The 18166-nt window shown below is 72.2% G+C and carries 17 protein-coding genes and 1 pseudogene; 9 read left to right on the top strand and 9 right to left on the bottom strand.

What is annotated here, in order from left to right; translation table 11 throughout:
* Nucleotides 1-133: 133 nt before the first annotated feature.
* From DA075_RS01335 to DA075_RS01325, 3 genes are read left to right on the top strand one after another with little or no spacing between them, the layout of a single operon-like run.
* Nucleotides 134-652, top strand: a complete 519-nt coding sequence (locus tag DA075_RS01335; RefSeq protein ID WP_099951673.1) for a (2Fe-2S)-binding protein — start codon at nt 134-136, stop codon at nt 650-652.
* The gene (locus DA075_RS01330; RefSeq protein ID WP_099951672.1) at nt 649-1704 is read left to right on the top strand and encodes an FAD binding domain-containing protein; all 1056 of its coding nucleotides are present in this window, start codon (nt 649-651) and stop codon (nt 1702-1704) included. Before DA075_RS01335 ends, DA075_RS01330 begins: the two co-directional genes overlap by 4 nt.
* Complete coding sequence (locus DA075_RS01325; RefSeq protein ID WP_099951671.1) at nt 1697-3934, top strand: xanthine dehydrogenase family protein molybdopterin-binding subunit; 2238 nt, start codon at nt 1697-1699, stop codon at nt 3932-3934. Before DA075_RS01330 ends, DA075_RS01325 begins: the two co-directional genes overlap by 8 nt.
* A gap of 57 nt (nt 3935-3991) precedes the next feature.
* Here the strand turns inward: DA075_RS01325 and DA075_RS01320 are convergent, their stop codons facing one another.
* The 3 genes from DA075_RS01320 to DA075_RS01310 all read right to left on the bottom strand — a co-directional run bounded on the left by DA075_RS01320 (nt 3992) and on the right by DA075_RS01310 (nt 6891).
* Complete coding sequence (locus DA075_RS01320; RefSeq protein ID WP_099951670.1) at nt 3992-6010, bottom strand: PhoX family protein; 2019 nt, start codon at nt 6008-6010, stop codon at nt 3992-3994.
* Nucleotides 6011-6085: 75 nt separating this feature from the next.
* Nucleotides 6086-6358, bottom strand: a complete 273-nt coding sequence (locus tag DA075_RS01315; protein ID WP_099951669.1) for a hypothetical protein — start codon at nt 6356-6358, stop codon at nt 6086-6088.
* A 212-nt stretch (nt 6359-6570) separates the two neighbouring features.
* Nucleotides 6571-6891 (bottom strand): hypothetical protein, encoded by a 321-nt coding sequence (locus DA075_RS01310; RefSeq protein ID WP_123834109.1) that lies wholly within the window; start codon nt 6889-6891, stop codon nt 6571-6573.
* A 376-nt stretch (nt 6892-7267) separates the two neighbouring features.
* Between DA075_RS01310 and DA075_RS01305 the strand changes: the two genes are divergently transcribed.
* Genes DA075_RS01305 through DA075_RS01295 form a run of 3 tightly spaced genes read left to right on the top strand, consistent with a single transcriptional unit; the run spans nt 7268 to nt 9343 of the window.
* Nucleotides 7268-8686 (top strand): pyridoxal phosphate-dependent decarboxylase family protein, encoded by a 1419-nt coding sequence (locus DA075_RS01305; RefSeq protein ID WP_099951667.1) that lies wholly within the window; start codon nt 7268-7270, stop codon nt 8684-8686.
* A gap of 52 nt (nt 8687-8738) precedes the next feature.
* Nucleotides 8739-9035, top strand: coding sequence for a type II toxin-antitoxin system RelE/ParE family toxin (locus DA075_RS01300; protein WP_099951666.1), 297 nt, complete (start codon nt 8739-8741; stop codon nt 9033-9035).
* The gene (locus DA075_RS01295; protein ID WP_099951665.1) at nt 9035-9343 is read left to right on the top strand and encodes a HigA family addiction module antitoxin; all 309 of its coding nucleotides are present in this window, start codon (nt 9035-9037) and stop codon (nt 9341-9343) included. The genes DA075_RS01300 and DA075_RS01295 overlap by 1 nt, the downstream gene beginning before the upstream one ends.
* A 9-nt stretch (nt 9344-9352) precedes the next feature.
* Here the strand turns inward: DA075_RS01295 and DA075_RS01290 are convergent, their stop codons facing one another.
* A complete protein-coding gene (locus tag DA075_RS01290; RefSeq protein WP_099951664.1) occupies nt 9353-9970 on the bottom strand; it encodes a TetR/AcrR family transcriptional regulator in 618 nt (205 codons plus the stop codon).
* A gap of 104 nt (nt 9971-10074) precedes the next feature.
* Here DA075_RS01290 and DA075_RS01285 point away from each other — a divergent pair.
* A pseudogene (locus DA075_RS01285) lies at nt 10075-10989 on the top strand (SDR family oxidoreductase).
* 212 nt (nt 10990-11201) lie between these two features.
* Here DA075_RS01285 and DA075_RS01280 read toward each other — a convergent pair.
* From DA075_RS01280 to larC, 5 genes are all read right to left on the bottom strand, one after another.
* Nucleotides 11202-11426 (bottom strand): hypothetical protein, encoded by a 225-nt coding sequence (locus tag DA075_RS01280; protein ID WP_099951663.1) that lies wholly within the window; start codon nt 11424-11426, stop codon nt 11202-11204.
* A gap of 90 nt (nt 11427-11516) precedes the next feature.
* Complete coding sequence (locus DA075_RS01275; protein WP_099951662.1) at nt 11517-12644, bottom strand: aldo/keto reductase; 1128 nt, start codon at nt 12642-12644, stop codon at nt 11517-11519.
* A 118-nt stretch (nt 12645-12762) separates the two neighbouring features.
* Nucleotides 12763-13440, bottom strand: coding sequence for a nickel pincer cofactor biosynthesis protein LarB (larB, locus tag DA075_RS01270; RefSeq protein WP_099951661.1), 678 nt, complete (start codon nt 13438-13440; stop codon nt 12763-12765).
* On the bottom strand, nt 13437-14249 hold the full coding sequence (gene larE, locus DA075_RS01265) for an ATP-dependent sacrificial sulfur transferase LarE (RefSeq protein WP_099951660.1): 813 nt from the start codon (nt 14247-14249) through the stop codon (nt 13437-13439). The genes larB and larE overlap by 4 nt, the downstream gene beginning before the upstream one ends.
* Nucleotides 14246-15559 carry a nickel pincer cofactor biosynthesis protein LarC gene (gene larC / locus DA075_RS01260; RefSeq protein WP_099951659.1) on the bottom strand — a complete coding sequence of 438 codons (1314 nt, stop codon included), beginning with the start codon at nt 15557-15559 and terminating at the stop codon, nt 14246-14248. Before larC ends, larE begins: the two co-directional genes overlap by 4 nt.
* Nucleotides 15560-15837: 278 nt before the next feature.
* On the opposite strand from larC, the gene DA075_RS01255 reads away from it, so the two are divergent.
* Together DA075_RS01255 and DA075_RS01250 are read left to right on the top strand one after the other, a co-directional pair.
* A complete protein-coding gene (locus DA075_RS01255; RefSeq protein WP_099951658.1) occupies nt 15838-17421 on the top strand; it encodes an aldehyde dehydrogenase (NADP(+)) in 1584 nt (527 codons plus the stop codon).
* 150 nt (nt 17422-17571) lie between these two features.
* Entirely contained in the window at nt 17572-17805 is a 234-nt protein-coding gene (locus DA075_RS01250; protein WP_099951657.1) for a DUF2171 domain-containing protein, read from the top strand.
* Nucleotides 17806-18166 lie beyond the last annotated feature (361 nt).

Here is an 18166-nt window from a genome sequence, read left to right as displayed (position 1 = left end):
ATCCGGTTTCGCAGGGTCAATCGCCGCGCCGGCAAAAGGTTCGCTGCGACATGTGCGCTGCCGCACGCGGCAGGATCTGGGCGGTGCGGGCGGCCGGATTAGTTTGGACACGGTCTAGCCTGGAGGAAGCCGCATGAGCGTCGACATCGTCCTGACGGTGAACGGCACGAGGCGCACGATCCCGATTCCGGACCCGCGCACCACCCTGCTCGACCTCCTGCGCGAGGGCCTGCACCTCACCGGCGCCAAGAAGGGCTGCGACCGCGGCCAGTGCGGCGCCTGCACGGTGCTGGTCGACGGGCGGCGGATCAATTCCTGCCTCGCGCTCGCCATCAGCCTCGACGGCGCCGAGGTGCTGACCATCGAGGGCCTGGCGGAGGGCGACCGCCTGCACCCGGTGCAGGAGGCCTTCATCGCCCATGACGGGTTCCAATGCGGCTTCTGCACCCCGGGCCAGATCATGAGCGCGGTCGGGCTGATCCGCGAGGCCCAGGCCGGCGACGACCCCGAGCGGGTGCGCGAGGCGATGAGCGGCAACCTGTGCCGCTGCGGAGCTTACGCGGGCATCACCGAGGCGGTGCTGGAGGCGCAGAAGACCATGAGCCAGCACACGATCCAGGATTCCGCGGCCCGGCGGGGAGAGGCGGCATGATCCCGTTCGAGTACGTGCGCGCCACCGACATCGCGGGCGCGCTCGCCGCCGGGGCCGCGCCCGGCGCCGCCTATCTGGCCGCCGGCACCAACCTCCTCGACCTGATGAAGGGCGACGTCAGCCGGCCGACCCGCCTCGTCGACATCACCCGGCTGCCCGGCCTCGCCGCCATCGAGCGGCAGGGCGACGGATCGTTGCGCATCGGGGCGCTCGCCCGCAACAGCGACCTCGCCCACGATCCCGCCTTCGCCAAGGCCTATCCGGCGGTGGCGGAAGCGCTCCTCTCCGGCGCCTCGGCGCAATTGCGCAACGCCGCCACGGCAGCCGGGAACGTGATGCAGCGCACCCGCTGCCCGTACTTCACCGACACCGCCAGCGCCTGCAACAAGCGCCGGCCCGGCAGCGGCTGCGACGCCAGAGGTGGCGAGACCCGGCTGCACGCCATCCTCGGCTGGAGCGAGGCCTGCATCGCCACCCACCCGTCGGATTTCTGCGTGCCCCTCGTGGCGCTGGACGCTGTCGTCGAGATCGCCGGCCCGGCCGGAACGCGCAGCGTGCCGCTCGAGGCGTTCCACCGCCTGCCCGGCGAGGCGCCGGAGCGCGAGACGGTGCTGGAGCCCGGCGAGCTGATCACCGCCCTCGTGCTGCCGCCGGAAGCGTCCGCGTTCGCCGGCCACAGTCGCTACCTCAAGGTCCGCGACCGCACCTCCTACGCCTTCGCGGTGGTCTCGGCGGCTGCGTCCTTGCGGCTCGATGGCGGGCGCATCGCCGAGGCGCGGCTGGCGCTCGGCGGCGTCGCCCTCAAGCCCTGGCGCGCCAGGGAGGCGGAGGCGGTTCTCGCCGGGCGCGCGCCCGACGAAGCCGCTTTCCGGGCTGCCGCCGACGCCGCCCTCGCGGGGGCCAAGCCGTCGGGCGACAACGCCTTCAAGATCGCGCTCGCCCGCCGCCTCGTGGTGCGGGCGTTCCAACGCGCCGCGTCCGGCACGCCGGACCGCCTGCCGGCGCTGCCGGGTTCCGCCTTCGCCCCGATTCCGGAGGCCGCTCATGTCTGAGACCGCTCCCCGCCAGATCCGCCACGGCTCGAAGATCGGCCAGCCGCTCACCCGCCGGGACGGGATCCTGAAGGTGACCGGCGCTGCCGCCTACGCCGCCGACCACCACCCGCCCGGGATGCTCTATGCCGTGATGGCGGTGAGCCGCATCGCCCGCGGCCGGGTCACGCATCTCGACGTCGCAGCCGCCGAGGCGCATCCCGGCGTCGTCGCCGTGATGACGCCGCAGACCAAGCCCGCGCTCGCGCAGCACCCGGACGAGAAGCATGACGGCTTCACCTTCCGGCTCGACCTCCTGCAGGACGACCGCGTGCGCTACGCCAACCAGCCGGTCGCGGTGGTGATCGCCGAGACGCTGGAGGCCGCGACCGAGGGCGCCGCCCTGCTCAATCCGACCTACGAGGCCGAGATGCCGGCGGTCGGGCTCGATCCGGCGCAAGCCTTCACCCCGCGGGCGATCGGCGTCGGCGACCCGGCCGACATGGAGATCGGCGACGTCGCGGCCGGCCTCGCCGCGGCGGCGCGCACCGTCGAGGCGACCTACGAGACGCCGGCCCAGTACCACAACGCCATGGAGCCGCATGCCGTCGTCGCCACCTGGGACGGCGACCGGCTCGACCTCGACATGCCCTCGCAGGGCCTGGCGATGGCGCAGGGGCGGATCGCCGGCCTCTTCGGCATCTCGCCAGCGGACATCCATATCCGCAGCCCGTTCCTCGGCGGCGGCTTCGGCTCGAAGGGGATGATCGCCGGTCCCCAGGTGCTCGGCATCATGGCGGCCCGCCTCGTCGGCCGGCCGGTGAAGCTGGTGCTGAGCCGGCCGCAGATGTTCGGCCCGGTCGGCCACCGGGCGCCGACCCGCCAGACCCTGCGCCTCGGCGCGCGCGAGGATGGCGCGCTCACCGCCCTCGACCACCACACGCTCACCGCAACCAGCACCTTCGACGACTTCATCGAGCCGAGCGGCGGCGTCTCGCACACGCTCTACGCCGCGCCGGCGCTCGCCACCCGGCACCGGGCGGTGCGGCTCGACACCGGCACGCCGCTCTTCATGCGTGCCCCCGGCGAGGCCTCGGGCAGCGTCGCGCTCGAAGGCGCGATCGACGAGATGGCCGAGGCCTGCGGCATGGATCCGCTGGATTTCCGCCTGCGCAACTACGCCGAGACCGAGCCCGCCTCCGGCAAGCCGTTCTCCTCGAAGGCGCTGCGGGAGTGCTATGCGCGCGGGGCCGAGGCCTTCGGCTGGGCCAAGCGCCCACGGGCATCCGGGCAGATGCGCGACGCGAACGGCCTCCTCGTCGGCTGGGGCGTCGGCACCGCGACCTTCCCGGCCCTGATGTTCCAGGCCGAGGCGCGGGCGGTGCTGACGGCCAACGGCGAGGCGTCCGTTGCGATCGGCGCGATCGACATGGGGCAGGGGGCCTGGACGGCGCTGGCGCAGATCGCCGCCGAGGAGCTCGGCCTCGACATCGACGCGGTCGACTTCCGCATCGGCACCTCGGACCTGCCCAACGGCGGCATCGCCGGCGGCTCGGCCCACACCGCCACCGCCGGCACGGCGATCAAGGGCGCGGCCGCCGACGCGATCGCGCAGCTCGCGGCGCTCGCGACGCAGGATCGGCGCTCGCCCCTCTACGGCGCCGGCAATGCCGGGGTGATCGCCCGCGGCGGCCGGCTGGTGCGGCGCGACGACGAAACCCGGTCCGAGGCCTTCGCGGAGATCTTGAGCCGGGCAGGCCTTGACCTGGTCGAGGGCAAGGGCGCGGCCGGGCCCGACGCGGCGCGCGAGGCTTACGCCATGCACGCCCACGGCGCGGTCTTCGCCGAGGTGACGGTCGACCCCGATCTCGGCCAGATCCGGGCGACGCGCCTCGTCGGCGCCTTCGCGGCCGGGCGGATCATCAACCCACGGCTGGTGCGCAGCCAGTATTACGGCGGGATGATCTGGGGCGTCTCCTTCGCCCTGCACGAGCAGGCGGTGATGGACCCGCGCACCGGCCGGCCGATGAACGCCAACCTCGCCGAGTACCACGTGCCGGTGAATGCCGACGTACCCTCGCTCGAGGCGATCCTGGTCGAGGAGGAGGACCCGCACGTCAACCCGCTCGGGATCAAGGGCGTGGGCGAGATCGGCGTCACCGGCAGCGCCGGCGCCATCGTCAACGCGATCTGGCACGCGACAGGCAAGCGGGTGCGCAAGCTGCCGGTGACGTTGGACAAGGTGCTGTAGGGGACCCGGACCCTCCCCCGCAGAAGGGGAGGGTTCGGGCGGTGCGACGTCCTGAGTTTACGTCCCCACCTTCCCCCCGCCCCTCTTGGTGATCGCCACCACTGCCGGGCGCGGCGGCAGGGCGGGGTGGAAGTCGGGCCAGCGGGTCGTCGGGTTCTCGAAGGTCGCCGGGGCGGCGTTCGGGTCCTCCTCGTCGGCCTCGCCGGGATGCTGCACGGCGACGAAGAAGGTGGTGTCGTCGGGGGTGAAGTAGGGGCCGCACATCTCGGCCCCGAGGGGGACCTGGAAGAAGTGCTTGGCGGTGCCGCGGCGGGCGCCGTCGGTCTCCACCGCCCAGATGCCGTCGGCGCGGCCGGTCTTGGCCGGCGAGTTGCCGTCGGTGGCGACCCAGAGCCGGCCCTGGCCGTCGACGGCGCAATTGTCCGGCATGCCGAACCAGCCGTCCTTCGTCGTCGCCGACGAGAAGGTGGCGCCCACCGCCGCGATCGACGGGTCGCCGCAGCGCACCAGCACCTCCCAGGCGAAAGCATCGGCCGCGAAGTCGCCGCCCTCGGGCGAGAGCTCGACGATGTGGCCGAAGCGGTTGTCCGGCCGCGGGTTCGCGGCGTCGACCTGGTCGGCCTTGCGGCGCACGTTGTTGGTCAGCATCACGTAGACCTTGCCGGTCTTCGGGTTGGCCTCGACGTCCTCCGGCCGGTCCATCTTGGTGGCGCCGAGGAGGTCGGCGGCCCGCCGGGTCTCGATCAGCACGTCGGCCTGGTCGCGAAACCCGTTCTCCGGGGTCAGCGGGCCCTGCCCGAACACGATCGGCAGCCAGGTGCCGCGCCCGTCCGCGTCGAAGCGGGCGACCGACAGCGTGCCGTGATCGAGGAGGTCGCGATTCGCTGACCTGTCGTCCTTGTTCACCGCGTCCCGGGTGACGAAGCGGTAGACGTAATCGAAGCGCTCGTCGTCGCCCTGGAACACGACGTAGCGCCCGTCACGCGCCATCGCCCCGGCGGCGCCCTCGTGCTTGAAGCGGCCCATGGCGGTGCGCTTCACCGGCACGCTTCCCGGGTCGAAGGGATCAATCTCGACAACCCAGCCGAAGCGGTTCGGCTCGTTCGGCTCCTTCCCCAGGTCGAAGCGCTCGTGGAAACGGGCCCAGCCGTAGAGGTTGCCCGGCATGCCGAGGCGCTTGTGGTTCCTCGTCTCGGCCGAGCCCTCGGGCAGCCGGCCCTGGAAGTAGTAGTTGACGTTCTCCTCGCAGGTCAGCCACGTGCCCCAGGGCGTGACGCCGCCGGCGCAGTTGTTGAGCATGCCGAGGACTTTTGTCCCCTCCGGGTCGGCGCTCGTGCGCAGGCGGGGCGAGCCGGCGGCGGGGCCGGAGAGCCGGATCGGGGTCGAGGCGGTGATGCGGCGGGCGTAAGCGGAGTTCGGCACCACGCGCCAGCGCCCGTCCTCGCGCTTGACCTCGATCACCGAGCCGCCATGGGCCGCCATCTCGATCTCGACGAGGTCGCGGCTCATCCCGGCGAAGGCGGCCTTGCCGTCCTGCCGGCCGAGGCCGGGGAACATCAGCTCCTCGTTCGTGTATTCGTGGTTGACCACGAGGAGGCCGTGGCCGGCGGGATCGCTCGACCCCGGCAGCGGGAAGAAGCCCAGGAAGTCGTTGTTGTAACCGAATTGCTGCGCCTGCGCGGCGGCGGACTGCCGGTGCGGATCGAAGGGCGGGGCACCGGGCAGGACGGGATCGCCCCAGCGGATCAGCACCTCGGCGTCGTGGCCCTCCGCCACGTGGTGGCGCTCGTCGGCGCCGGCCGGCAGCTCGCGGAACGGGAAGGTCTCGGGCAGGCTCTCGGCGGCCGCCACGGCCCGGGGAACCAGGGTCGCGGAGATCGCCGAGACCGCCAGACTTCCGGCCAGGCTTCCCGCCAAGCCTCCCGCCAAGCCTCCCGCCAAGCCGCCGCGCAGGATCTCGCGCCGGTGGAAGCGCCGGGCCACGACCTCGCCGAGGGTCGGGTTCGGGCTCGGATTCGAGCCGGCATCCTCGGCGGCCTCGGCCTGCTGCGATCGGTTCAGCGACGGCTGTGTCATCGGGTCCCCTCGGTGCTCCGTCTCGGATCAACCCGGACGCTTACCCTGGGGACCGTGGCAAGCGCGTGACGGTCCTCAGCGAGGTGCCCGTCTGTGGGCCGGGAGGGCCCGCACGGAGCCGGTGGCCTCGGGTCCGGTGACGCTCGGCACGAGCCACGGCGTCGGCCGGTCGAGCGGGCGGGCCTCGGGCGCGCGGGCCGCGGCGTAGGGGTTGGTGACGTAGCTGCTCATGAAGGCGCCGCCGGCCGGCTCGCGGTCCCCGCCATTGGCGAAGGCCGGGACGGGCAGGGCAGCGAGGGGAAGGGCGACGAGGGCGGCAGAGGCCGCGGCGGTGACGAAGCGGATCATGACGAGTCTCCGGCCGCCTCCATCCCGGCGTCTCACGCGGGCGCTGCGGGGCTTGAGCGGCATGGGAGAGATATGGACCCGGCCCGCCCGACCTCGCGTGCGCCGGCGCACCGGACCACTCCGCCGGCCGCCGCCTCGGGCCGAAAACGGTTGTGGTGGAACCGCTTAACGTCGGCGTTGCGCGCCCGTCGGACCCGCTAGGCGACGCGGCCTCACGGCAGCAGGTGCGCGTCCATCCAGGGCGGCGGGGCCGGGCGCGGCAGGCGGCGGGCGATCCAGTCGATCACGGCGTCGGGCGTGTCGAAGAGCGGGGCGCGAGCCAGCGCCTTGCCGGGACCGTAGGTCTCCGCCACGCGCCATTTGTGGTGGTGCTCCGGCGCGGCGGTGCCGGGCTGCAGGCGGATCAGCCGCGAGACCAGCTGGTCGCCGAGGTAGATCAGGCAGCCATCCTGATCGGCGCCCTCGCCCTGCACGCGAACATGGCGTTGAATCAGCGTGCCGGCCGGTCTCGTCTGGGTGCCTCGCCCGAACATCGTGCTCCTCTTGTCGTCCTCTCATGAACTAACATGGCGGGTTAAGGAATATCGAAGCGAATCCCGACAATTTGCGCGACCGACCAATGTCCTCGCTTTCGCCTTCATGCCCTTGGGTCGATAGGAGATCGTGGCCTCGAAGCGCAACCTTAAATTGGTTAAGCAGCCGTAAATAACCCTCTCTCGATTGATCGTGGCACGCTTTCTTTGCGCTCTCAAGGGGCTCCGATGCAGGGATCGATTGTCGGACACGGTCAAGTCCGCGAGGCGGCCCACGCCTCGATTGCAGGCCCGGGCCGGGCGGGGGAGGCGCGTCCCGCAAAACCTGCTAGACAGCCCCGGGCACCGGGAAAAGCCGGGCCGGCGGGAGGAGCGGATGGACGAGGAGACGTTTCGGGCCTGGGCGCGCCGCGCCGCCGACTGGTCGGTGGATTACCTGTCTGGCGTCGGCGAGCGGCCGGTGCGGGCGCAGGTCGCGCCGGGCGAGGTCTTCCGGCAATTGCCCGACGCCCCGCCCGTCGCGGGCGAGCCGATGGAGCGGATCTTCTCCGACCTCGACCGGGTGGTGATGCCCGGCATGACCCACTGGCAGCACCCGCGCTTCTTCGCCTATTTCCCGGCCAATGCCAGCCCGCCCTCCCTGGTGGCGGAGTTCGTCACCGCGGCGCTCGCCGCACAATGCATGCTCTGGCAGACCTCGCCGGCCGCGACCGAGCTCGAGACACGAGTGATGGACTGGCTGCGCCAGATGATCGGCCTGCCCGACGGCTTCTCCGGCGTGATCCAGGATTCGGCGTCGGGCGCCACCCTCGCGGCGCTCCTCACCGCACGGGAGCGGGCGCTCGGCTTCACCGGCAACGCCCAGGGCCTCGCCGGCGGTCCGACGGTCCGGGTCTACGCCTCCGAGCAGGTGCATTCCTCGGTCGACAAGGCGGTGCGCATCGCCGGCATCGGCGACGCCAACCTGGTGCGGATTCCGGTGACGGGCTCCCTCCACGGCATGGACCCGGAGGCCCTCGACGCGGCGATCCGGGCCGACCGCGAGGCGGGTCTGGTGCCGGCCGCGATCGTCGCCTGCCTGGGCGGCACCGGCATCGGTGCCTGCGATCCGATCGAGGCCGTGGCCGCGGTGGCGCGCCGGCACGGGGTGTTCCTCCATGTCGACGCGGCCTGGGCCGGCAGCGCGATGATCTGCCCCGAGTTCCGCGACCTGATACGCGGCGCGGACCTTGCCGACAGCCTGGTGTTCAACCCGCACAAGTGGCTGTTCACGCATTTCGACTGCTCGGCGCATTTCGTGCGCGATCCGAAGGCCCTGACCGACACGCTGGGCCTGCGTCCCACCTACCTGCGCACGCTCGGCCGGGACGGCGTCGTCGACTACAACGAGTGGTCGATCCCGCTCGGGCGCCGCTTCCGGGCGCTGAAGCTGTGGTTCGTCATCCGCTCCTACGGCGTCGAGGCGCTGCAGGGCATGATCCGCCACCACGTCGCCTGGGCGCGGGATCTCGCGGAGGTCATCGCGGCCGAGCCCGATTTCGAGCTGACGACGGCGCCGATCCTCTCCCTGTTCACCTTCCGGTTTGCGCCTGCGGGCGCCGACGACCTCGACGCGCTGAACGCCCGCCTCGTCGAGCGCATCAACGACGACGGCCGCACCTACCTGACCCAGACCCGCCACGACGGCCGGTTCGTCATCCGCTTCCAGGTCGGCCAGACCACGACGACGCGGGAGGACGTGATGACGGCGTGGGCGGCGGTGCGGGAGATCGCGGCGGGGTTGCGGGCAGGGTAAAAGGACGCCGTGCGGATTCGATCTGTAAGGTGTTGCTTGACATTGTCGGGTGATGCCTTGCATCTCGAGTCACGATCCGCTCGTTCAGCAAACGGGCCTCCGGCTGTTCGCCGAAACGGGCGATCCCAAGAAGCTCGGCGTCGAGAATGTGACCCGCGTCCGCCGCATCCTGGTCCAGCTCGATGCGGCGACGAGCCCGGAAGATATGAACCTGCCGGGCTATCGCGTCCATGAATTGAGCGGCAGCCGAATAGGCACCCACGCCGTCCGAGCCAGCGGCAATCACCGGATCACGTTCCGCTGGGACGCTCCCGACGTCACCAACGTCGATCTCGAGGATTACCACTGATGAGCGGCAATCCCCTGCTCGCCGGCCTCGCACCGACCCATCCGGGCGAGATCCTGCGCGAGGACATCCTGCCGGCCGTGAACCTGCCGAAGACCGAGATCGCCCGCCGGCTTGGGATCTCGCGTCAGACGCTCTACGACCTGATCGAGGAGCGCCAGCCCGTCACGCCCGCCATGGCGCTGCGCCTCGGCCGGCTGTTCGGCAACGCTCCCGAATTCTGGGTCAACCTCCAGCGCGACCACGACCTGCGCACCCTGGAGGTCCGCATGGCGAGCGAGCTGGCCGCCATCGAGCCGATCGCCGCCTGAGCGGTCGGCCTAACAAGGCCCGCCGGCCCCGCAGACCTCGGCGGCGATCTGCGCGAACGCCTCCTCCAGGTACGGCGCGGCACCCCGGTCGCCGCCGGCCTGGATCCAGGCCTCGATCGCCAGGCGCATCGCGCCGAGCGACACCATCGCGACGAGGCGCAGGGCCCGGCTGCGCGAGGGATCGGGCCAGCGCTCGACCAGGGCCTCGTGCAGGGCCCGCTCCTGAAGCGCGTAGGTCGCCTGCTTGCGCGCCTGCAGCGTCTCGCTCGCGCGCATCACCCGGTCGATGCTGATGAATTCCTGCGCGCGGATACCGGCGGCGATCTGCAGCATGGCATCGCGCACCACCGCGATCGGCGCCCGGTCGGTGGGCTGCGCCAGCACCGCCCGGCGCAGCTGCGCGCTGAACCCGCGCATCTGCCATTCCAGCAGGATCTCCTCCTTCGAGCGGAAGTAGGAGAAGAACGTCCGGCGCGAGATGCCGGCGGCGTCCGCGATGGCGTCGAGCGTCGTCGCCTCGTAGCCGCGTTCGCCGAACAGCCGCAGGCCGGTCTCGGCGATGCGCTGCAGCGTCTCCTGCCGCTTGCGCGCGCGCAGGCCCTCGGGCTTCGGGGGTTCACTCTCCATGACGGCCTTCTCGCACGCCGATCGCCGCTTGTGAATTTGCACTCGGTGCAGTAATAATTTTGCACTGAGTGCGATCATGCACCCGGTGAAAGGGACACGTGACGATGGCGGGATGGAGCTTGTCGGACATGCCGCCCCAGGCGGGACGCACCGCGATCGTGACGGGGACGGGCGGCCTCGGCTTCGAGGACGCCTTGGCGCTGGCCCGCGCCGGGGCCGACGTGATCGTCGCCGGGCGCAACCCGGAGAAGGGCGCGGCGGCCCTCGCGCGGATCCGCCGCGCGGTGCCGAACGCGACCGTGGCGTTCGAGCCTCTCGACCTCGCCCGCCTCGCCTCCGTCGCCGCCTTCGCCGAGCGGGTGGCGGGGAGCCGCGACCGGATCGACCTTCTCATCAACAACGCCGCGGTGATGACCCCGCCGACGCGGTAGGTCTCCGCCGACGGATACGAGCTGCAATTCGCCACCAACCATCTCGGCCACGTCGCCCTCACGGCGCGCCTGCTGCCGCTGCTGCGCCGGGCGAGCGCTCCGCGGGTGGTGTCGCTGTCGAGCGTCGCAGCCCGCGGCGGCTCGCTCGCCTTCGACGACCTGCAGGCCGAGCGCGCCTACAGGCCGATGGCGGCCTACAGCCAGTCGAAGCTGGCCTGCCTGATGTTCGCCCTCGAGTTGCAGCGCCGCAGCGAGGCCGGCGGCTGGGGCCTCACCAGCCTCGCCGCCCATCCGGGCATCGCCCGCACCGACCTGCTGCCGAACGGCGCCGGCCCGCGCAGCCTCGCCGGCCTGGCGCGGACCTATCTGTGGTTCCTGTTCCAGCCGGCCGACCGGGCCGCCCTGCCGGCGCTCTACGCCGCGACCGCACTCCAGGCGGCCGGAGGCGCCTATTACGGCCCGGTGCACCTCTCGGAGACCCGCGGCGCGCCCGGCCCTGCCCGGATCCCGGCCCAGGCGCTGGACGAGGCGGCGGCTGCGCGGCTGTGGGACGTCTCCGAGCGCCTCGCCGGCGTGCGCTTCGGCTGAGGAGGCCCTATGACCCCGATTCTCGCCCGCTTCGGCACCGCCTTGCTCATCGGCGCGGCGTCGTTCGTGAACCTCCACCCTTGCGCCGCGACGGCGGCCGAGCGGCCCGGGGGGCGGATCATCGCCGTGGCAAACATCGCGTCCGCCGGCGTCCCGACGCCTCCCGGCCGACCGGACCGCGAGGTGACATGGTCGGAGCGATCCGCGAAGGGTCAGGCCTGCCCCATCCGCGTCGGCGGGCAGCGCAGGACCGCCTCCGCCTCCTCGCGCGACTTGCCCCGCACCGCGTAGCCCATCGCCTCGAAGCGCTCGACCAGCGCCGGGCTGTCCCCGGCCGTGCAGGCGGCCCAGGCGGCGAGGCGCTCGTTCATCGTGTGCAGCTCGGCGGACGGGTTGCGGGGCGGGGCGGGAGTGTCGCTCGCGGTGGTGTCGCTCATGAGGCGGCCTCTTGCAGACGTGAGGATTTGCCGGCGTGAAGACGTGAGGTCAACGCGCCGGCCGCCGTCATGGTTGTGTCGTATCGGCCCTCACTCCATGGTCGGGGCGAGTTTCTTCACCCCCGGCACGTCCTCGCCGAGCCAGGCAGCGTTCTTGGCGGTGCCGTCGAAGGTCGCGCTGGTCTTGAACAGCTCGTACTTGCCCTCGAGCGCGTAGGGCCGGCTGCGGTTCAGGAGTTCCGCCACCGCCGCCTTGTCCATCGGCTTGAAGGTCTTCACCGCCTCGAAGGCCTGGTCGAGGTCGCGCTGGTTCTGGATGCCGGTGATGACCACCGAGGTCGGCAGGTTGAGCGAGAAGTGCAGGTACTCGATCGGCTTGATCGGTGCGTCGCTCTTCAGGATCACCCCGTCGCCGAAGGTCTTCATGCCGAGCGCCGCGATGCCGTTCTGGACGAGGTAGGGCAGCACGAGGTGGCCGAAGCTGCGGAAATGCGCGTCCATCACGTTGAGGGGCATCTGCACCGAATCGAAGTGGAAGCCGCGCTCGGCCGCCACTTCGAGCATCTGCAGGTGGATGCGCGGGTCCTTGTGGCCGGTGAAGCCGATATAGCGCAGCTTGCCCGCCTTCTTCGCCTCCTCGAACGCCTCCATGGCGCCGCCCTCGGCGAAGACCCGGTCGGGATCGTCGTAGCGCAGGATCTCGTGGTGCTGGACGAGGTCGATCCGGTCGGTGCGCAGGCGGCGCAGCGACTGGTCGATCTGCTTCATGGCTTCCTGCTTGGTCCGCCCGTCCATCTTGGACATCAGGAAGACCTTGTTGCGGTATCCGTTCTGCTCGAGGGCGATGCCCATCCGCTCCTCCGAGCGGCCCTCGTTGTAGTCCCAGCAATTGTCCATGAAGGTGATGCCGCGGTCGATCCCCTCATGCATCAGCCGGGTCGCCTCGGAATCGGTCACCGCGCTCTTGCCGAGATGGAAGCCGCCCATGCCGATCGCCGAGATTTTTTCCCCCGTCCGCCCGAAGGACCGGTAGAGCATCTCGCCCCGGCGCTCGCCGGGATCGGTGACCAGCGGCAGGTCGGCGGGATCGGTGGGCCGGGTGCCCGGCAGGGGACCGGAGCTGGGAGGGGGCGGATTGTTCACGGCCGCCCCCGCACCCGTGGTGACGGCGAGACCGGCCCCGAGGGCCGCGCCCTGCAGGAAGCTGCGACGTTCCATGGCGATTCTCCCAAGCAGATTTCGCAAAAGTGGTGGCCGGATTTGCGACAATGATCTGCGGCAAACCAACAAACGAAGCGGATGAAGCGTTGGCTTGCCAACGCAGGTCTGCCGAGGGTCATCGGGGAGCCTCCGCGAGCCGGGATGCCGCGTGGAGCAGGCGCAGGGCCGCGCAGGCGGCGCCGTAGCCGTTGTCGATGTTGACGACCGCGATGCCGGGGGCGCAGCTCGCCAGCACCGCGTCGAGGGCGGCGCGCCCCCCTTCGGCGACGCCGTAGCCGACCGAGGTCGGCACCGCGATCACGGCGCCGGCGACGAGGCCGCCGAGCACGCTCGGCAGGGCCGCGTCCATGCCGGCGGCGCAGATCACCACCGGATGAGCCCGGATCTCCTCGATCCGCCGGGTCAGCCGCCACAATCCCGCGACGCCGACATCGGCGATGAGCGTCGTGGCATGGCCCTGGTAGGCGAGCGTCCGCTCGGCCTCGCGGGCCACCGGCACGTCCGAGGTGCCGGCCGCCACGATGGCGATGCGGGCCGGTCCCTCGACCCGCCTGGCCGCGCCGAAGAAGGCGGTGCGCGAGACCGGGCAGTAATCGAGCCGGTCGTGATGGTCGAGCGCCGCGAAGCGCTCCGGGTCGAGGCGGGTGACGAGGAAGCGGGCGCCGCGCGCGTCGGCCGCCGCCAGGATGGCGTCGATCTGCGCCGGCGACTTGCCGGCGGCGAACACCGCTTCTTCCAGGCCGATCCGCTCGGTGCGGGCGAAGTCGAGGGTGAATTCGTCGGAGAGGCTCACCGCGGCGCTCCTCCGGTCAGGAAGGCACTGCCGGTGCGGTAGGGCGCGAAGGAGACCGGCGCGTCGGAGAGCCGGGCCGGCGCCCGGGCGGCGATGCGACGGCCCAGGGTGATCCTCGCCGCCTCGGGCAGGCTGGCGAGGCTCTGGGAATCGAGCTCGACCACGATGCCGGCGGCACGCACCCGGCAGCGCACGGCGCGCTTCGCACCCGTCACCTCAAGGTTCTCGCCGACCAGCCGCTCGACGGCGTGGATGAAGGCCAGGGTCTCGGGCTCGATGCGGATGCCGGTCTCGACCCGGCTCGACAGGCAGGGCGCCGCGGGCAGCTCCGCCACCGCGCCCAGGCCCAGGTCGCGGGCGAGCGCCCGCACCATCGCCTTGCTGAAGGACGCCTCGACGAAGGGGTGGCGCACCCCGTGCTCGCGGGCGGCGTCGAGGCCGGGGCGGTACTCGCCGAGGTCGTCGAGATTGGCGCCCGACACGATCGGGCGCCCGGTCACGCGCCGGATCGCCCCGTAGAGGTTGGTCTTGCAGAAGAAGCAGCGGTTGACCGGGTTGTCGCGGTAGGCCGGGTCGGCGAACTCGCCGGCCTCGATCACCCTGAGGTCCCAGCCCTCGCGGGCGGCCTCCGCCCGCACCCGCTCGGTCGCCTCGCCGGGCACGGCGGGGGACACGGCGTGGACCATCAGGGGCGGCTCCGGCGCGGTCCGATGCGCGATCGTCGCCAGGGTCAGGCTGTCGACCCCGCCGCTCACCGCGACGGCGACCGGACCGAGCCCGGCAAGGACCGATGCGAGGCTCGCGCTCATCTTTCGTTCTCCGGCAACGCGAGAGCCAGGCGCTCGGCTTCCCGGCGTAAGGCCTGGCGGGCGGCGTGGCCCTCGGTGGCCTGCGCGTCGTCGGCCTCGGCCTTGGCGGTGCGCCCGCCCGGCCGCGCGACGCTCTTCACCCGGACAGTCCTGCCCGCCACCGCGACGGTGTCGAGCCGCCGTGTGAGCGCGGCTCCCGAGACGGTGTGGTGGCGCAGGCCGATCGTGGTGGTCTCGCGGAAGCAGGCCTCGATCGCCTCCTCGATCGCGTCGGCCCGGGCGAGCGCCCGGACATGCGTCATCATCCGGCCCTTCTTGCCGAAGACCGGCATCTGCACGACGTCGAAGATCTTTGGGTGCGCCCTCAGCCGGTCGAGCCCCATGGCGAGGTCTTCCGCCGACTGGTCGTCGACCTCGAACTCGATGATGCCGAGCTCGCGGTGGCCGGGCGATCCGGTCTCGCCCTGCTCCTCGAAGGCCAGCACCCGCAGGACGTTGCTCAGGCCGGGAAGCGTCTTCGTGCCGAAGCCGAGGCCGCTGCGCAGGAGCCGGCGCGGCCCGCTCCTTCGCGGCTGGTCGCCGCACAGATGGCGCAGGATCGCCGCGCCGGTCGGGGTCACGCGCTCGCCCGGCACGCCGTCGTCGAGGGTGAGGAAGCCTTCGAGCAGGAGCGCGGTCGCCGGTGCCGGGACCGGCAGGGGACCGTGCTGGGTCATCACCCGGCCGGAGCCGAGCGGCAGCGCCGACACGCTCCAGCCCGTCGCGCCGATCGCCTCGACGAGATGCGCCGCCGCGACGATGTCGGCGATCGAATCCCAGGCGCCGACCTCGTGGAACGCCACCTCCTCGACCGGGATGCCATGCACCCGCGCCTCGGCCTGCGCCAGATGCCCGAAGATCGCGAGCGCGTGGGCGAGCAGAGCCGGGGACAGCCCGCACGATTCGAGGTCGCGGCGGATGCCGGACCAGTGCCGGTGCGCGTGCCCGCCGCCGTGATGGCGATGGCCGTGATCGCCTTGCGGTTGATCGCCTTGCCCGTGATGGTGGTGGTGATCGCCGTGGTGACGGTGGCGAGGGGCATGGTCGTCCGCCGGCCGGTCCGGCGCCTCGCCCCCGGGGCCGGTGACCGCGAAGCGCCGGCCCTGGAGCACGCCGTCGCCATGGGCGAGGAGGGCGCAGGCGGTGCGCCCGCGGCTCGCCCGGGCCACGCTCTCGCGGACGCCCGCCTCGTGCTCCGGAAAGGCGTCGAGGAGCGCCGCCACGACCATGTCGCCGGCCACGCCCCCGACGGCGTCGAGATGGATCTGCATCGGGTCCTTTGTCCCGGCCCCTGACCTGACGCCGGTCGGGGGCACATCGGCCCGCGCGGGCCCGTGGCAAGCGCCGACCCCTCGGGACAGACCGTCGCAGCGGGGATGAGACGGATTTTTCTGCCCGCCCCGGTGGATCATCCCCCTCCCGCCGGGGCATAAGCCTGCCCAGCCGGAGCCGCGTCCGATCGGGCGAGGCTCGACCGTCGCCATGCGACGCGGCCATGCGACGCGCGACCCAGCGGTCGGGCGGCCGAAGCAGGAGAGGACGCGACCCCATGCCCATCACCGGAGAGAACCTGATCGGCGCCGCCGCCCGCCGCGGCGAAGGCGAGAGCTTCCGTGCCGTCGAGGCCGCCACCGGCAACAGCCTGGAGCCGGCCTTCGCCTCGGCGACCGCCGCCGACGTCGAGCGGGCCTGCGCGCTCGCCGCCGAGGCCTTCGACACCTACCGCGAGACCTCCCTCGACGACCGCGCCCGCTTCCTCGAGGCGGTGGCCGACGCCATCGTGGCGATCGGCGACGAGCTGATCGTGCGCTGCATGGCCGAGAGCGGCCTGCCCCGGGCGCGCCTCGAGGGCGAGCGCGGCCGCACCGTCGGCCAGCTCAAGATGTTCGCCGGCGTGGTGCGCGACGGCGGCTTCCTGGAGGCCCGGGTCGACCCGGCTCAACCCGAGCGCAAGCCCCTGCCGCGGCCCGACCTGCGCCTGCGCCAGATCGCCGTCGGCCCGGTCGCGGTCTTCGGCGCCTCGAACTTCCCCCTCGCCTTCTCGGTCGCCGGCGGCGACACCGCCTCGGCGCTGGCCGCCGGCTGCCCGGTGGTGGCCAAGGCCCATCCGGCCCATCCCGGCACCTCGGAGCTGGTCGGCCGCGCGGTGCAGGCGGCGGTCAAGCAATGCGGCCTGCCGGAGGGCGTGTTCTCGCTCCTCATGGATTCCGGCATCTCCGTTGGCCAGGCGCTGGTGGCCGATCCGCGCATCGCCGCTGTCGGCTTCACCGGCTCGCGCCGCGGCGGTGTCGCGCTGATGCAGGCCGCCGCGTCCCGCCCTGTCCCGATCCCGGTCTATGCCGAGATGAGCAGCGTCAACCCGGTCGTCCTGCTGCCGGCGGCGCTCGAGGCCCGCGGCCGCGACATCGGCCGCGCCTTCGTCGGCTCGCTCACCCTCGGCTCGGGCCAGTTCTGCACCAATCCGGGCCTGATCCTGGCGGTGGAGGGTGCGGGCCTCGACGGCTTCCTGGAGGCGGCCTCGGCCGCCCTCACGGAGACCCAGGCCGCCACGATGCTGACGCCCGGCATCCACAAGGCCTATTGCGCCGGCGTCGCGGCTTTGGAATCCAACCCGGCCGTGACGACGCTCGCGCGCGGCCTCGCCGGCGGCACCCACCAGGGCCAGGCGGCGCTCTTCGCGACCACCGCCGAGGCGTTCCTCGCCGACCACGCCCTCGCCGAGGAGGTTTTTGGCGCGGCCTCGCTGGTGGTGCGCTGCCCCGACCTCGCGACGATCCGCGCGGTGCTGGAGCGGCTGGAGGGCCAGCTCACCGCGGCCCTCCACCTCGACGAGGCCGACCATGACGCCGCCCGGGCCCTGCTGCCGGTGCTGGAGCGCCGGGTCGGGCGCATCCTGGTCAACGGGTTCGGCACCGGCGTCGAGGTCGGCCACGCCATGGTGCATGGCGGACCCTACCCGGCGACCTCGGACGGCCGTACCACCTCGGTCGGCAGCCTGGCGATCCACCGCTTCCTGCGCCCGGTGAGCTACCAGGACCTGCCCGCGTCCCTGCTGCCGGCGGCGCTCCGCGACGACAACCCGCTCAAGCTGTGGCGGCGGCAGGACGGCAAGCTCGCCGCGCCAAGCGCTTGAGATGTCCGGCGCTTGAGATGTCCGGCGCTTGAGATGTCCGGCGCCTGAGACGTCTTGAAACGCCCGCGGGAGGCTGCACGGCCTCCCGCGGGCGGCAGGAACCTGCCCCCGGTAGCCTCGTTGATCGCCGCACCACGTAAGGAACGGGCGATGATCGATCTCAGCAGCATCAAGGAGCACATGCCGGTCGTCGGCTCCGACGGCGGGCATGTCGGCACGATCGATCACCTCGACGGGCAGCGGATCAAGCTGACCAAGACCGACCCGGCGGCCGGCGGCCACCACCACTTCATCCATGTCGATTCGATCGCCAGCGTCGAGGGCGGGCAGGTGCGCCTCAACCGCACCACCGCCGAGGCCAAGGACGAGTGGGCGACGGCCTGACCGCCCCCCAGGGAGCACCTTTCGGCGGTAGACCGAGGGATGATGCAACCGGAAGCGAGGGACTTGAGTTGGGTTAACGATCCTGGACCGAAAAAGGGCCGCCCCACGAGAAGGCGGCCCGAGTCTAGGGAGGAAACGCCCGAGGAGGGCGCGAGCAGCGCAGCGGCATCGCCACCGCCCTGCACAGGACCAAACCCGGTCCGCTGCCGCGTGGTTCCCGGGCGGGAACTGCTACCAAGGTCCGCTCCGGCGGGCCTTCTTTTTGCCGTGATCGGCGCGGCGGGCCGAAGCGGGCCCGGATGGGGCGCCATCCCCCCGGTGCTGCTTGTTATAGCTTGACCAGGTGCGCCCTGGTACGGAT

The organism is Methylobacterium currus, assembly GCF_003058325.1.
Taxonomy (GTDB): Bacteria; Pseudomonadota; Alphaproteobacteria; order Rhizobiales; family Beijerinckiaceae; genus Methylobacterium; species Methylobacterium currus.
This window is presented reverse-complemented; position numbering and strand designations above follow the sequence as displayed.

Coding starts and splice junctions, on each gene's coding strand:
- DA075_RS01295 (WP_099951665.1), top strand. CDS start 9,035: ATGAGCGGCAATCCCCTGCTCGCCGGCCTCGCACCGACCCATCCGGGC.
- DA075_RS01280 (WP_099951663.1), bottom strand. CDS start 11,426: ATGAGCGACACCACCGCGAGCGACACTCCCGCCCCGCCCCGCAACCCG.
- DA075_RS01255 (WP_099951658.1), top strand. CDS start 15,838: ATGCCCATCACCGGAGAGAACCTGATCGGCGCCGCCGCCCGCCGCGGC.
- DA075_RS01250 (WP_099951657.1), top strand. CDS start 17,572: ATGATCGATCTCAGCAGCATCAAGGAGCACATGCCGGTCGTCGGCTCC.
- DA075_RS01320 (WP_099951670.1), bottom strand. CDS start 6,010: ATGACACAGCCGTCGCTGAACCGATCGCAGCAGGCCGAGGCCGCCGAG.
- DA075_RS01315 (WP_099951669.1), bottom strand. CDS start 6,358: ATGATCCGCTTCGTCACCGCCGCGGCCTCTGCCGCCCTCGTCGCCCTT.
- DA075_RS01290 (WP_099951664.1), bottom strand. CDS start 9,970: ATGGAGAGTGAACCCCCGAAGCCCGAGGGCCTGCGCGCGCGCAAGCGG.
- DA075_RS01310 (WP_123834109.1), bottom strand. CDS start 6,891: ATGTTCGGGCGAGGCACCCAGACGAGACCGGCCGGCACGCTGATTCAA.
- DA075_RS01300 (WP_099951666.1), top strand. CDS start 8,739: ATGCCTTGCATCTCGAGTCACGATCCGCTCGTTCAGCAAACGGGCCTC.
- DA075_RS01330 (WP_099951672.1), top strand. CDS start 649: ATGATCCCGTTCGAGTACGTGCGCGCCACCGACATCGCGGGCGCGCTC.
- DA075_RS01275 (WP_099951662.1), bottom strand. CDS start 12,644: ATGGAACGTCGCAGCTTCCTGCAGGGCGCGGCCCTCGGGGCCGGTCTC.
- larE (WP_099951660.1), bottom strand. CDS start 14,249: ATGAGCGCGAGCCTCGCATCGGTCCTTGCCGGGCTCGGTCCGGTCGCC.
- larC (WP_099951659.1), bottom strand. CDS start 15,559: ATGCAGATCCATCTCGACGCCGTCGGGGGCGTGGCCGGCGACATGGTC.
- DA075_RS01325 (WP_099951671.1), top strand. CDS start 1,697: ATGTCTGAGACCGCTCCCCGCCAGATCCGCCACGGCTCGAAGATCGGC.
- DA075_RS01335 (WP_099951673.1), top strand. CDS start 134: ATGAGCGTCGACATCGTCCTGACGGTGAACGGCACGAGGCGCACGATC.
- DA075_RS01305 (WP_099951667.1), top strand. CDS start 7,268: ATGGACGAGGAGACGTTTCGGGCCTGGGCGCGCCGCGCCGCCGACTGG.